The sequence below is a fragment of the Escherichia sp. MOD1-EC7003 genome (assembly GCF_002965065.1).
Classification (GTDB): domain Bacteria; phylum Pseudomonadota; class Gammaproteobacteria; order Enterobacterales; family Enterobacteriaceae; genus Escherichia.
Map to the genome: position 1 here is coordinate 1 of NZ_PTRE01000157.1, position 14,089 is coordinate 14,089.

A 14,089-nucleotide genomic window follows, 5' to 3' on the forward strand; every position below is an offset into this window, starting at 1 on the left:
TTAATGACCAATAGCGGACATTAAAAATGGCGAAAAACGGCCAATAATCTTGGCGTTGACAAATCATAAAGGCACATACGATCATGGCAGAATTTCCCGCCAGCTTACTGATTCTTAACGGTAAAAGTACTGACAATCTACCATTGCGCGAAGCAATTATGCTGTTGCGTGAGGAAGGAATGACGATCCATGTGCGGGTCACCTGGGAGAAAGGCGATGCCGCACGATTTGTAGAGGAGGCCCGGAAGTTGGGCGTCGCAACGGTGATTGCCGGTGGTGGCGATGGCACCATTAATGAAGTTTCTACGGCGTTGATTCAGTGTGAGGGGGATGACATTCCCGCGCTGGGAGTTTTGCCATTAGGGACCGCCAATGATTTTGCCACCAGTGTAGGGATTCCTGAGGCGCTGGATAAGGCGCTGAAACTGGCAATTGCCGGTAACGCCATTGCGATAGACATGGCGCAGGTCAACAAACAAACCTGTTTTATTAATATGGCGACAGGCGGGTTTGGGACGCGTATTACCGCAGAAACGCCGGAAAAATTAAAAGCCGCGCTGGGTGGCGTCTCTTACATCATTCATGGCTTAATGCGCATGGATACGCTGCAACCGGACCGTTGTGAAATCCGCGGTGAAAACTTTCACTGGCAAGGTGACGCCCTGGTCATTGGTATTGGTAACGGGCGTCAGGCCGGTGGCGGTCAGCAATTGTGCCCGAACGCGTTAATTAACGACGGCTTGTTGCAGCTGCGCATTTTTACCGGCGATGAAATTCTTCCGGCTCTCGTTTCAACCTTAAAATCTGACGAAGATAATCCAAATATTATCGAAGGCGCTTCGGCGTGGTTTGATATACAAGCACCACACGAAATCACTTTTAATCTTGATGGCGAACCGCTGAGTGGGCAAAACTTTCATATTGAAATACTTCCAGCGGCGTTACGTTGTCGATTACCACCAGATTGCCCATTATTGCGTTAATCAAATTATTCTCTTTTGATTTAGGGAGAATCAGTTATGCCGGATGCGGTGTAAACACCTTATCCGGCCTACGGGGCAGTGCTATGTAGGCATGATAAGACGCTTCAGCGTCGCATCAGGCATAGGTTGCCGGATGCGGTGTAAACACCTTATCCGGCCTACGGGGTAGTGCTATGTAGGCATGATAAGACGCTTCAGCGCCGCATCAGGCATAGGTTGCCGGATACGGCGTAAACACCTTATCCGGCCTACGGGGCAGTGCTATGTAGGCATGATAAGACGCTTCAGCGTCGCATCAGGCATAGGTTGCCGGATGCGGTGTAAACACCTTATCCGGCCTACGGGGTAGTGCCGTTCGAACGAAGCTCATCAGGCAATAGTAATTTTGCTATCGAGATAAACGTCCTGCACAGCGTTAATCAGTTTCACGCCGTCAGCCATCGATTTCTTGAATGCTTTACGTCCAAGAATCAGTCCCATTCCACCTGCGCGTTTGTTGATAACCGCAGTACGCACCGCATCGCTGAGGTCAGTTTCACCGCCTGCAGCGCCACCGGAGTTTATCAACCCTGCACGGCCCATATAGCAGTTAGCTAACTGATAACGCACCAGATCAATCGGATTTTCGCTGGTCAGCTTGCTGTACACGCGATCGTCGGTGTAACCGTAATTAATCGCTTTATAGCCGCCGTTATTTTCTGCCATTTTTTGTTTGACGATATCTGCACCTATGGTTGCCGCCAGATGGTTCGCCTGACCTGTCAGGTCGGCAGAAGCATGATAATCAACACCATCTTTCTTAAAGGCAGAGTTGCGCAAATAGGCCCACAGCACGGTCACCATGCCCAGCTCGTGCGCACGTTCAAAAGCCGCAGAAATTTCTTCAATCTGGCGACGTGACTCTTCCGAGCCAAAATAGATAGTCGCACCAACCGCCACCGCCCCCATGTTGAACGCCTGCTCCACGCTGGCATACAGCGTTTGATCGTAGGTGTTCGGATAACTTAGCGTCTCGTTGTGATTAAGTTTGACGAGGAATGGAATGCGATGCGCGTAACGCCGCGATACCGATGCCAGCACACCGTAAGTTGACGCCACACAGTTACAGCCCGCCTCAATCGCCAGTTCAACAATGTTTTTCGGGTCAAAGTAGAGCGGATTAGCGGCAAATGAGGCTCCGGCAGAGTGCTCAACGCCCTGGTCAACCGGTAGAATAGAAAGATATCCAGTGCCAGCCAGACGCCCGGTGTTGTACAACGTCTGCATATTACGTAACACCGCTGGCGGGCGATTATTGTCAATCATCACGCGGTCTACGTAGTCATGTCCGGGGAGATAAAGCTGGTCAGAAGGAATAGTCATACAACGGTGCTGTAAAAGGTTGTCAGCGTCTTTGCCAAGCAACTGCGCAATATCTGTCATTACTATGCTCCCGTAAATTCCGATTGGATATCGGCTATGGATTGTCCTGGCCCACCTTTTGCGGGCAATCATAATCCTGGTCGTTACGGGCGAGTTTTTCCATCTTTTGGATGTATTTTCAGCGTTTTCTGTTGGCTCGATTCATCAGAAAAAATGTTACTGCGGTCAAAGTTTCATCGCAAAGGTATTCAAAAGGTATCGTTAAATGGTATTGTCTGCGCGTACCTTACATTACCTGTCATGAAGGAATTAAAAGATGAAAACAACAGCAAAGCTGTCGTTCATGATGTTTGTTGAATGGTTTATCTGGGGCGCGTGGTTTGTGCCATTGTGGTTGTGGTTAAGTAAGAGTGGTTTTAGTGCCGGGGAAATTGGCTGGTCATATGCCTGTACCGCCATTGCAGCGATCTTGTCGCCTATTCTGGTTGGCTCTATCACCGACCGCTTTTTCTCGGCGCAGAAAGTGCTGGCAGTATTGATGTTCGCTGGTGCGGTGCTGATGTATTTTGCTGCGCAACAGACCACTTTTGCCGGGTTCTTCCCGTTACTGCTGGCCTACTCGCTAACCTATATGCCGACCATTGCGCTCACGAATAGCATCGCGTTTGCCAACGTGCCGGATGTTGAGCGTGATTTTCCACGCATTCGCGTACTGGGGACAATAGGCTGGATTGCCTCCGGTCTGGTCTGCGGATTTCTGCCACAGATGCTGGGATATGACGATATCTCACCGACCAACATTCCGCTGCTGATTACCGCCGGAAGCTCTGCTCTGCTCGGTGTGTTTGCGTTTTTCCTGCCCGACACGCCGCCAAAAAGCACCGGCAAAATGGACATTAAAGTCATGCTCGGCCTGGATGCGCTGATCCTGCTGCGCGATAAAAACTTCCTCGTCTTTTTCTTCTGTTCATTCCTGTTTGCGATGCCGCTGGCGTTCTATTACATCTTCGCCAACGGTTATCTGACTGAAGTCGGCATGAAAAACGCGACTGGCTGGATGACGCTCGGCCAGTTCTCTGAAATCTTCTTTATGCTGGCATTGCCGTTTTTCACCAAACGCTTTGGTATCAAAAAGGTATTATTACTTGGTCTGGTTACCGCTGCGATCCGTTATGGCTTCTTTATTTACGGTAGTGCGGATGAATATTTCACCTACGCGTTACTGTTCCTCGGCATTTTACTGCACGGCGTAAGTTACGATTTTTACTACGTTACCGCTTACATCTATGTCGATAAAAAAGCCCCCGTACATATGCGTACCGCCGCGCAAGGGCTGATCACGCTCTGCTGCCAGGGCTTCGGCAGTTTGCTCGGCTATCGTCTTGGCGGCGTGATGATGGAGAAGATGTTCGCTTATCAGCAACCGGTAAACGGACTGACTTTCAACTGGGCCGGGATGTGGACTTTCGGCGCAGTGATGATTGCTATTATCGCCGTGCTGTTCATGATTTTTTTCCGCGAATCCGACAACGAAATTACGGCTATTAAAGTCGATGATCGCGATATTGCGTTGACACAAGGGGAAGTTAAATGAAAACAGAACGTATTCTCGGTGCTCTTTATGGGCAGGCGTTAGGGGATGCGATGGGGATGCCCTCCGAGCTTTGGCCGCGCAGTCGCGTCAAAGCGCACTTTGGCTGGATTGACCGTTTTCTGCCTGGACCAAAGGAGAATAACGCGGCCTGTTATTTTAACCGCGCCGAATTCACCGACGATACCTCGATGGCACTTTGTCTGGCAGATGCGCTACTGGAACGTGAAGGCAAGATCGATCCGGATCTGATTGGACGTAATATTCTCGACTGGGCGCTGCGTTTCGACGCCTTTAACAAAAACGTGCTTGGCCCAACCTCGAAGATTGCGCTCAACGCCATTCGCGACGGCAAACCCGTTGCTGAACTGGAAAACAATGGCGTAACCAACGGCGCAGCGATGCGCGTCTCGCCATTAGGCTGTTTGCTTGCGGCGCGCGATGTTGATTCCTTTATTGATGATGTGGCGCTGGCATCCACTCCGACTCATAAATCCGATCTGGCGGTTGCAGGCGCGGTAGTCATCGCATGGGCGATTTCTCGTGCCATTGACGGAGAAAGCTGGTCAGCGATTGTTGATTCCCTGCCTTCGATTGCGCGACATGCACAGCAAAAACGCATCACTACCTTCAGCGCCTCACTGGCAGCACGTCTGGAGATTGCGCTGAAAATTGTGCGCAACGCCGACGGCACCGAATCAGCCAGCGAGCAGTTGTATCAGGTGGTTGGTGCAGGCACCAGTACCATTGAGTCCGTCCCATGCGCAATTGCGCTGGTTGAGTTGGCGCAAACCGATCCAAACCGTTGCGCTATTCTGTGCGCCAATCTTGGTGGCGACACTGACACCATCGGTGCTATGGCGACGGCGATTTGTGGCGCGTTGCATGGTGTAAATGCTATCGATCCTGCGTTAAAGGCTGAACTGGATGCGGTTAATCAGCTTGATTTTAATCGTTACGCCACGGCGCTGGCAAAGTATCGCCAGCAACGGGAGGCTGTATGAGCGGCGCTCGGTTACACTCGCTGCTGCCTGAATTAACCACGCGTCAGCCGGTGATGGTCGTCGGCGCGGCGGTCATTGATGTGATCGCCGACGCTTATGCCCTCCCCTGGCGTGGGTGCGATATCGAACTGAAACAGCAGAGCGTTAACGTTGGTGGCTGCGCACTGAATATTGCCGTGGCGTTAAAGCGCCTCGGCATCGAAGCGGGTAACGCCTTGCCGCTCGGTCAGGGGGTGTGGGCAGAGATTATTCGCAACAGGATGGCAAAAGAGGGCTTAATCAGCCTGATCGATAACGCCGAAGGCGATAACGGCTGGTGCCTCGCTCTGGTGGAACCTGACGGTGAACGCACTTTTATGTCGTTCAGCGGTGTGGAAAACCAGTGGAATCGCGAATGGTTGGCGCGATTAACCGTTGCGCCTGGTAGCCTGCTCTACTTTTCCGGTTATCAACTGGCCGCGCCCTGTGGCGAATTGTTAGTGGAATGGCTGGAGGCGCTGCAAAACGTGACGCCGTTTATCGATTTTGGCCCACGTATTGGCGATATCCCGGATGCATTACTGGCGCGGATCATGGCCTGTCGACCTTTAGTGTCACTCAATCGTCAAGAGGCTGAGATTGCCGCCGAACGTTTTGCCTTATCCGCAGAGATAACAACACTTGGCAAGCAATGGCAGGAGAAATTTGCCGCGTCGTTGATCGTCCGTCTGGATAAAGAAGGCGCATGGTATTTCAGCAACAACGCTTCTGGCTGCATCCCGGCATTTCCAACGCAAGTTGTAGACACCATTGGGGCGGGCGACAGTCATGCAGGTGGCGTATTAGCTGGGCTGGCCTCTGGTTTGCCACTGGCGGATGCCGTATTGCTGGGCAATGCAGTGGCGTCGTGGGTTGTCGGGCATCGCGGCGGTGATTGCGCGCCAACCCGCGAGGAACTACTCCTCGCACACAAAAACGTATAGATCGCTGCGACAGTGGCTAATGCTGTATTCAATAGGCCGTTGCTGTTGGTCAAGCGCCACTTGCTTGATCACCAGCACCGGTATTTTGCTGTCTAACTGAATATGCGATTGAAATTCGGCATCCGGCATGCAGGCACTAACGCGGGAACGGGTACGCTTTGGAAAAATATGCTGACTGTGGAAGTAATCGTACAGTGAAATACCAATGGCATCGACATCATGGATTAAATGCGCCGGAACCCAGGACTCTTCAATCGATACCGCGTCTTCATCCACATAACGAATACGCTTGAGCAAGAAGACATCGCTTCCTGCTTCGACCGCCAGCTGCTGCGCGACTTCTTCGGGACATTTCACGACGCGCTTGTTAACCCATAGCGTATCGGGCTTTTTACCGCGCAACACTACCTGCTGCGAAAAACCTCGCGCTTCTTTCAGCGAGTATTCGAAGATATTGTTGATCTGCGTTCCGTAACCGCGCGAACGCGTCACCACGCCCTCTTCTTCCAGCGTCTGCATTGCCTTGCGTACAGTAATGCGCGAAACGCCGGTTAACTGACTCAAGTCGCGCTCACCGGGCAAAATATTGCCATGCTCCAGCACCCCATTACGTACAGCATTTTTTACCGTTTCGGCAAACTTAATATAAAGCGGCGTATTGTCTGCCGCTAAAATACGTTCGTTCAGTTGGGCGATAAGCTGGGTATGCGCTTGTTCCATGAGTCTTTTTCCAGGCGATGAGTCTGAAGGCAGTATATCAGACCCAAGTTGCACCATTATCAGTTTCTTTACCGTCTCAAGTCTGACATCTTCGCTTTTACCCACAGTATACTTCGGCGTGTCGTTGACTGTCTTCAACACCCACGGTTTATATTGTTGAACCTAATGATGGCAATTCAGAGCACTCCCCAGTGGTCAGACGGAGGAGCACATGAGCTGGATTATTCATCAAAGGATAAGTAATCACTCGCTATCCGATTAGGATTGATGAACGGATATTCATCCTGCATAATGTTTGTTAAATACTGCGCAAAATTGTCCGCAATAACCTGATAACTATCAGGATCGTGTAAATAGCGAACTATCTGACCATATTTTCCCGTGTTCGAAGGGGCATAATCAATATAGAGCTGAGACGTACCACCATTATTAATACAATGCGCAAAACAAAGACGCTGACTAAATGGCACAGTAATGTCGATCCGTTCATCCAGCTCAATACAATCGATATCTTCATTATATATTTCTTCAATAGTCTCCTTGCCAAACCAGCCATTTTTATCTTCCAGAATTTGCGCAACCGAGCGCAAATAGTAAGGATATTGATCAGCAGCAACGTCAGATCCTAAAACAGGTAAGCAAATTGTATTACTCTGATGTAGCTCATAATGCGTCCCTTTGATACTGCGTAATAACCCGAGCAAATCGCTGGGAGAATCAGGATAATGCTTGATAAGTTCCGCAATATCCGTCTCATCAGCCCCGGTAAACGTCGCAAACAATGCGCTTATATCCGGTTGAAAATGTTCCGCAAGCCCGTTCAGATAATCCTGGTAAATGCTCATGATCACGCCCTTATTACTTCATTAATAAATATTTCTTTACCGCCAGCACGTGCTTGCACGGCCCGCGCTCACCCTGATATTTACTGAACCACTCACAGGTACAGCGTTCTCCGCTGGCATCAATGATGACTGTATGCTGCACGCCACTCCCCGCAACGCGTGCTTCGGTCCGGCCTGCCTGTTGGCTGACAATCGCCACTTTTTCATCGACGATTAATTTCTCTGCCCCCTTTAAACGCGGATTCAGCCCCAGAATACGAGAAAGCTTAAACGGCAACTGACGATAGAAATAAGTTCCCTCTTCCAGGTCGAATCCCAGTAGACCCATCGCCGCCAGTTGTGCCGAGAGTGTATCGGTTTTCGACAACCACGCGCCTCCCGGTGAGGAGAAAAATGCTGGGTTAATGGTTTGATTAGCCTGCGCCTGTTCATTGAATATCGCCAGCCAGCCTTCATCAATCCCCTCGTTCAGCGCATCAAGTGTTGCCCCTTCACCAGAAAATCCACGCCAGCAGTCGCGCGATAGCGACAAACTAAAACGCATCTCTCCCATATAAAGCTGCCAGGTCGTTGATTGCATTTGTGGATGAGCGAAAACCTGAAGTTTGTCAATAAACGGTAGCAACGGCTCCAACAAACGCAGACGATGTAACCCGCCAATACAAATGGCCGAGGCAGATTTCACGGGTGAAAACTGCTGCATATTGCCGCGCATAACCAGGTAATAATCGGTTCTCACCTGTCCTTTCGGGAGAGAGCGAAAGAGTTGTTGCGCCTGAATCTTTGACAGAGTGAAGCTATTTTCCGACTGCGCCAGATAAACCTGAACGCTACTCAACCCCTTGATCCATTTCACGGGCAACGGCACTTTACGTTCAATAATCTGTTGATTTTCCAGATGCAGGCCGACCGCTTTTTGCCCTACCGACAGCGTGACGGTTTCATTATTACGAATACCTGCCAGCGCCGATAACATCGGTTGGTTGAAATCAACGTTGGTGGTGCCACTTTGTAAAAAGTCACCGTTTAGCCCCTCCGGTAAAATGTCCAGACGCGCATAAACGCCAGCACAATGAGAAAAACCCTCAAATCGTACCCGCTCATAACCCGCGCTAACAATCGGGTCCTTCAGCAACGCTAACTGCGCAGGCGACAAATTGAAACTGGCCTTCACCACATTTGCCAACGCCAGCAGGCAGCGTGCCATCATAAAAGGCTGTTTAACCTGACCAATAAAAAAGCAGGGCGCGTCGGAAGGTTTCTGAATCTCACTGTATTTCGCCAGCCGCAACTCGTCCTGCCCGTCTGCCTTTTGCAAAACGGAAGGAATGTTGTAACTATACGTTAATGTTTCTTCCATTTATGATTTCCTTGTGAGTTCGAGTTTAAGTTCGGTGAGTTTTTTATAATTAGTGATTTTGACCGTGCTCAGGTGGCTATCCATAGCACAAACCATCTCCAGCAACGCCCGGTTGTGGCGCGCGCTAATATTGAGTAACGATTGCATCGTCAGATCGGTAAAGCGCTTCAGCGGTGCCCAGTTCTCTTTTTCCAGCCGACCAAGGATGTCGCCGATATGGGTGGAGTTAACGCCTTGAGGGTGGCGTAGTTTGTTTAACCAGAGTTCGCCAGCAAGAGCGCGGACTGTTTTGTCGGCATGGAGCATACATAAAGCAATCAGTAAGTGGCCCATTGGCGAAAGCGCCAATGGTAAATCATAAAGCGCCTGGAGGATCTCCAGACTGGAGCTGGTAGAGGAAATACGGGTGTCATGAAAATTCATTTCAATAAAACGCATCAGTGTTACATCACACTGCCAGGGGAAAGCGTAAATCGTGCGCCGCTTATATTCTCCACCAAAGTAACTGTATTTAGCGCAAGGCATAAAGCTATCAGCATAGAACATTGGGGTATCTGGTCGCTGAAAAAGAGTAGTGACGTCAAAATTGAACGTTTTTACCGGGGAACCACTGACGCTATTTTCCTTAAGAAACCAGGGAAAAAGAGTGCTCAATAGTTCCATTGGCAGTCCATGTTTCTCCAGCAAAGAATAACCGATATCAAAAGAGTTAGTATCAGGAGCCACCGCACAACGGGTAATGATGGCTGCCAGTTTCCACTCATCATGCTCAATTTGTGTTAACGCTTGCTGTTCACCGGAAAACAGATAGCGCACTAACGCGGCATACTCGGTGTTAAGGTGCGAAATATCAGGCTGTGGACCGGTAAATACACAACGCTGTATTGCCAGTTGCATATCCTGGCTACCGGGTTCCACTCCCACTTGCTGGTATTGTGCAAGACGTAGTACAAACACCGTTGGGTCGATAAAGCAAGGTAAATGTGTTGGCGTCGAGAGTAATGGAAGTTGTACATTATTTTTCAACAACAGTAAGACATTTTTAAAAAACTCAATCCAGGAGCGGCATCTTTTTTTATCCTCCTGATCATAAGGATGAAATCCCCAGTCTATTTTTTTCCATCTATCATCCGAATTTTTTAATAGCAGGAATCTTTCATGAATTGATTGAATTTGATGTGTATGTTGTGGAAAACGAGAAATTAAATCTCCAGCATATTCCAGAAAGAAACAGGCTAACATTCCCTCAAAATGTGAGATGCTATCAAGTGCTTTCATTGCCTGTAAAAAGGCTGATTCCAGTTGGCTGACGTTACCCCCATTAATTTCGGGTGCGAAGCGTAATAACACAGCAGGCAACTGGTCAAAATGATATGATTCAAGATTAAGGAATGTTCTACCGGCAAAAAAGATAAAATCATCCCAGGTTTCTACTTCTGGGATACGGTTATCTTCGTGCATGAGAGGCAGAAATGCTGTGATTTCTTCCGGTTCATCTGTCATCACCGTTTGCGCATCAAGAAAATCAGCCAGTAGCTCACGCGCGTCGGATAACAAACTCTCCGTATAGCTCATTAGCAGCGCACTGAGTTCTGGATCTGTCGCCTCGCCATATTTAACCAGCAGTTTTGCGGCTTTAGTTTGTAGACTAACGTCCTTACTCAGAAATATGTTGGTAACAGAACAACATATTTCTGTTTTTTTATCCAGATGCCGTTTAGCCAGTTTGTCGGCCAACATTAAACTACTGTTTATAATTCCTTTGGTCGTTGAAGAAAACAACACTGGCAACTGGGCGATAAAGTCATCGACATGAAATTCTGAATGCTCGATGATTTTCCCCACCATCTGTAGGGCAGTATTTATTGGTTTCGTTTGCGGACAGAGAAACGCAGAAAATAGTTCATCCTGCAATTGCAGGCACTCATCAGGTTTCGGCTCCAGCGCAATTAGCAGCGAAGCATACCAGCAGGTTTGTTCCCGATTAAAATTACGATTAACCGCAAGCAGGCATTCTTTCAGCACTCTCATTCTGTCAATACGATTATTTTGTGTATATTTTATGAAAATATAGATCCATTTCTGTTCACCCGCTCCGGATGGTTTTTCTTCATTAGGATACCAACGATCTATCAATGAGATACCACATGAATGATGAAATATCGTCCAGATATGGCTATCCAGCGTCAGGGCATGTTTTTCCAGTGATAAAGAAGAATAAGCAATGGCCAGGGCAATAATTTCAGGCGATACGCTGCTGAGATATCCGGCAGTTAACCAATCGCTTATTTGCTCGTAGTTGAGTGGAATTTGATCGTTAAAACTATTAATATAATCAGTTAACCATTCGGGGCAGCACCACGCCAGTGCTTTATCCAGCGCATAATTACTATGAAGCAAACGATGTGGAATACTTTTACAATCCTTTCTGGAATAACACGTTACGGTTGCCACGCCTAACATATCGAGTTGATTTTTTGTTCCAACAATCCCCCAACGACCTTTGGACAGTTCACTGTACTTTGATAATCTTTTAACATCTTTTTTTATCAATGGAACTAACCCTTTCCGCGCTTTTTCATCCAGCGTTTTCAAAAATGCAATTAATTGTTCAGCATTCCCTGACTCGATGATTTTGCAGTAGCGTTCTTTAAAATCGTTCATTTTTCACCTCCTTGACTATTGAATTCTGAATCAAAAGCCAGCAATTTTTTATAATTCACTGGCAGATTTTTCTCCTCTGCCTTACTGATACATGCAGTTAAAATTTGCTGTTGAAACGCGCGTGCCAGTGGATCACGATTGTATCCATTCAGATATTCAATAAAACGATTAATCGGTGCAAATTTATGCATCAGTAAGTCAGCAATGCACTCACTCAAATAGGTTCGGTCGATAAATTCTTGTTGTAACGCTAACTGTATATACTCTGCGGCCAAATCACGACTGACTTTTTTCTTAAATAGCAGGCAGACCGCAATATAAATCCAACCACCGTGATGTACACGCAGTTGATTTTCCAGCAAGAACTGTAACGGATAAATACAACCGTCTATATTATTCACATCGAAACTGGAAGCAGTATCCGGTATGGATTTTATTAATAAGGAGTCAATATAATGTGGCACAAGGGATAAACAATATAAAAAATCGCCCATTGAACAACAATCAAAAATACGCTGACTTGAGTAGTAATAACGTATTGAATATGACTCTGTCTGGTCATTCCCCCAAAAAGATCGCAGTTGGTTGTTCACCGCCAATTTAAGCCAGGTGTAACCTTCATAGGTATGAGTACACACTTTCCACGCTGCACGTAAAGGCTGCATTACCGCAGGCCAGGCCGCTTGCTCCAGCGACGCAAACTGTGGATAAACACCGTTGGCGTCACGCGTACGGGTGACTTGCGTCCATAGCGGCAATAATTCGTCACTGGCGGCTGAAATTTCATCCGTCACACCCAATAAATAATGCACGGCGCAGGCATAATTTCCTTTCAGCATTAATGCCCGCTGCCTTACTTTCGGCGCGACCTCGCCCGGTAAAATGCGGTTACAGGCAACAATCAAATCATCAAGATCGACCGGATATTGCTGCCGTTCATGTTCCAGTAAACGCGCCACCAGCGCCTGTGGCGAGACATAAAACGGTGTGTGCGTCGGTGTTGAAAGCAAAGATAGATGGCAGTGGTCACGCAGTCGCTCAAGCACTAACCGGTTCTGGTTTTGCAAATGCGGAAACCGACGCTCGTATTTCTCCGGCATCGGAGGCTGTCCCCCCGTCAGCCACTGTAAAAAGAAATCCCGCAGCGTATACAACAAGGTCGATTGCAGATATTTCTTCTGTAGCTTTTTATAATATGGCTGCAATTGTGTTTTATAATCCGCGGGGATGCTCTCCTGTAAGGCAATAACTCCGCTATAAAAAAGCTCAACGTCCAGCACTTCTTTACTGGCAAGCATTTTCCCGGTATGAAATAACAGCGAATCCCAGTTATCCGGCACAACAACAGAGTTATATTCCAGTGCCGGGATCAAATGTTCGCTCACCTGCACCCTTTCACTTTGTAATAACGCGGCGACACTGCATTTTAGCCCTTCCCGATACGGTTCAACCCAGGGGGATAATTCAGCAATGGATGAATATTTCACCATTAATTGTGCGACGCCGAGTTGCACCTTTTCATTTTGTTGAAGTAACATACCAGAAATATTTTGTGCCAGTGAAGCACGATATTCCGGGAAACGCTCCGCTAGTTTGCCGATCATATCCAGCGCAAGCAGCAATGATTTATCGCATTTTTCTCGCCCGGTTATCGCCGGAAGATGCTGCATAAAAGCCGCATGATCAAAAGTATTTCGCTCACTAATCTTATGCAGCGTCTGAACGGCAAACTTCAGCACCGTATTGTTGCTGGCATATAGCGCTGCCAGCAGCAAGTGCTGATTAGCCAGCCACTCATCGTCGCTGGGGGCGAACATTTTGATTAACCGGATGTGCCAGTCAAGACGCCCCTTTTTAAAACTTAGCGTTAAGGAGGAGAGTAATTCGGCAATCAACGTGCGCGGGATGCGACCTTCCGCATATAACTGCGCAAAAACGTCGTCCCAAAATTCGGTAACAATACCACAGTGATGTGTGCTGTCGGCCATATGAAAATGACTACGCAAAAGCACCGGAACGTCATATTGTGAGAAGGGTAAAATTACCGTTTCTATTATCTGTGGATTCTCCCGTAACCAGGCCATTTCATCCTGAACATTGCGGGAATACATTTCGACGTGAAATAAGGCGCTGGCAAATGATAATTCATCGAATTTTATCCACCCATGTTGAAACAAACGCCACATAAGGCGAACGTTTGGATAGGTTTGCGTATAGAGCAACAAATCTTTTATTACTTTTTCGAGATAATCGGGGGTTATATGAGTAAAAAAAGTAATAAGTGAATCATGTATAGCACTTTTACGGCTACACAGCAGTCGATGAAATTCAGTTTGCTTTACGGGCCAGCTTATTGGAAACAGCTTTTGTTCTGCATAGGTGCGCGCACATAGCACTTTGGCCAACGAGAATGCATCGTGTACATCTTCGCCTGGAAAAAGTGAAGAGTAATCAGCTTCCTGCAAAATTTTAAGCGTCAGAAGACGTTCTTTTTCGGTTAATACCAGTGCCCAATCAACAATAGTGGTATAGTCTTGTTGGCGAATCCATTCTACAGGTATCATTCTGCAATCCTTTTTGTGAAGTTGCCTCATGATA

Annotated in this window: 10 protein-coding genes; 4 read left to right on the forward strand and 6 right to left on the reverse strand. The window is 47.8% G+C overall.

From position 1 onward, the window contains the following. Positions 1-83: 83 nt before the first annotated feature. Entirely contained in the window at positions 84-983 is a 900-nt protein-coding gene (gene yegS / locus A7090_RS21935; RefSeq protein WP_105275505.1) for a lipid kinase YegS, read from the forward strand. Between the two features lie 369 nt (positions 984-1,352). Here the strand turns inward: yegS and fbaB are convergent, their stop codons facing one another. Beyond that, a complete protein-coding gene (gene fbaB / locus A7090_RS21940) occupies positions 1,353-2,405 on the reverse strand; it encodes a class I fructose-bisphosphate aldolase (protein ID WP_105275506.1) in 1,053 nt (350 codons plus the stop codon). Between the two features lie 256 nt (positions 2,406-2,661). On the opposite strand from fbaB, the gene A7090_RS21950 reads away from it, so the two are divergent. Genes A7090_RS21950 through A7090_RS21960 form a run of 3 tightly spaced genes read left to right on the forward strand, consistent with a single transcriptional unit; the run spans position 2,662 to position 5,902 of the window. Then, a complete protein-coding gene (locus A7090_RS21950) occupies positions 2,662-3,939 on the forward strand; it encodes a nucleoside permease (protein ID WP_105275507.1) in 1,278 nt (425 codons plus the stop codon). Then, positions 3,936-4,940 (forward strand): ADP-ribosylglycohydrolase family protein, encoded by a 1,005-nt coding sequence (locus A7090_RS21955; RefSeq protein ID WP_105275508.1) that lies wholly within the window; start codon positions 3,936-3,938, stop codon positions 4,938-4,940. Before A7090_RS21950 ends, A7090_RS21955 begins: the two co-directional genes overlap by 4 nt. Next, positions 4,937-5,902, forward strand: coding sequence for a carbohydrate kinase family protein (locus A7090_RS21960; protein ID WP_105275509.1), 966 nt, complete (start codon positions 4,937-4,939; stop codon positions 5,900-5,902). The genes A7090_RS21955 and A7090_RS21960 overlap by 4 nt, the downstream gene beginning before the upstream one ends. Here the strand turns inward: A7090_RS21960 and A7090_RS21965 are convergent. The 5 genes from A7090_RS21965 to A7090_RS21985 all read right to left on the reverse strand — a co-directional run bounded on the left by A7090_RS21965 (position 5,876) and on the right by A7090_RS21985 (position 14,055). After that, positions 5,876-6,622: a GntR family transcriptional regulator gene (locus A7090_RS21965; protein ID WP_105275510.1), complete on the reverse strand. Its 747-nt coding sequence runs from the start codon at positions 6,620-6,622 to the stop codon at positions 5,876-5,878. The two genes, A7090_RS21960 and A7090_RS21965, sit on opposite strands and share 27 nt — an antisense overlap. Positions 6,623-6,843: 221 nt before the next feature. Beyond that, the gene (locus A7090_RS21970) at positions 6,844-7,467 is read right to left on the reverse strand and encodes an SMI1/KNR4 family protein (protein WP_105275511.1); all 624 of its coding nucleotides are present in this window, start codon (positions 7,465-7,467) and stop codon (positions 6,844-6,846) included. 13 nt (positions 7,468-7,480) lie between these two features. After that, positions 7,481-8,827, reverse strand: coding sequence for an SWIM zinc finger family protein (locus A7090_RS21975; protein ID WP_105275512.1), 1,347 nt, complete (start codon positions 8,825-8,827; stop codon positions 7,481-7,483). Beyond that, entirely contained in the window at positions 8,828-11,491 is a 2,664-nt protein-coding gene (locus tag A7090_RS21980) for a DUF6493 family protein (protein ID WP_105275513.1), read from the reverse strand. It abuts the gene before it with no gap. After that, the gene (locus A7090_RS21985; RefSeq protein ID WP_105275514.1) at positions 11,488-14,055 is read right to left on the reverse strand and encodes a DUF6493 family protein; all 2,568 of its coding nucleotides are present in this window, start codon (positions 14,053-14,055) and stop codon (positions 11,488-11,490) included. Before A7090_RS21985 ends, A7090_RS21980 begins: the two co-directional genes overlap by 4 nt. Positions 14,056-14,089 lie beyond the last annotated feature (34 nt).

Bases quoted from the DNA above. Each gene is read 5' to 3' on its own strand.
- yegS (WP_105275505.1), top strand. From the start codon at position 84: ATGGCAGAATTTCCCGCCAGCTTACTGATTCTTAACGGTAAAAGTACT.
- fbaB (WP_105275506.1), bottom strand. From the start codon at position 2,405: ATGACAGATATTGCGCAGTTGCTTGGCAAAGACGCTGACAACCTTTTA.
- A7090_RS21950 (WP_105275507.1), top strand. From the start codon at position 2,662: ATGAAAACAACAGCAAAGCTGTCGTTCATGATGTTTGTTGAATGGTTT.
- A7090_RS21955 (WP_105275508.1), top strand. From the start codon at position 3,936: ATGAAAACAGAACGTATTCTCGGTGCTCTTTATGGGCAGGCGTTAGGG.
- A7090_RS21960 (WP_105275509.1), top strand. From the start codon at position 4,937: ATGAGCGGCGCTCGGTTACACTCGCTGCTGCCTGAATTAACCACGCGT.
- A7090_RS21965 (WP_105275510.1), bottom strand. From the start codon at position 6,622: ATGGAACAAGCGCATACCCAGCTTATCGCCCAACTGAACGAACGTATT.
- A7090_RS21970 (WP_105275511.1), bottom strand. From the start codon at position 7,467: ATGAGCATTTACCAGGATTATCTGAACGGGCTTGCGGAACATTTTCAA.
- A7090_RS21975 (WP_105275512.1), bottom strand. From the start codon at position 8,827: ATGGAAGAAACATTAACGTATAGTTACAACATTCCTTCCGTTTTGCAA.
- A7090_RS21980 (WP_105275513.1), bottom strand. From the start codon at position 11,491: ATGAACGATTTTAAAGAACGCTACTGCAAAATCATCGAGTCAGGGAAT.
- A7090_RS21985 (WP_105275514.1), bottom strand. From the start codon at position 14,055: ATGATACCTGTAGAATGGATTCGCCAACAAGACTATACCACTATTGTT.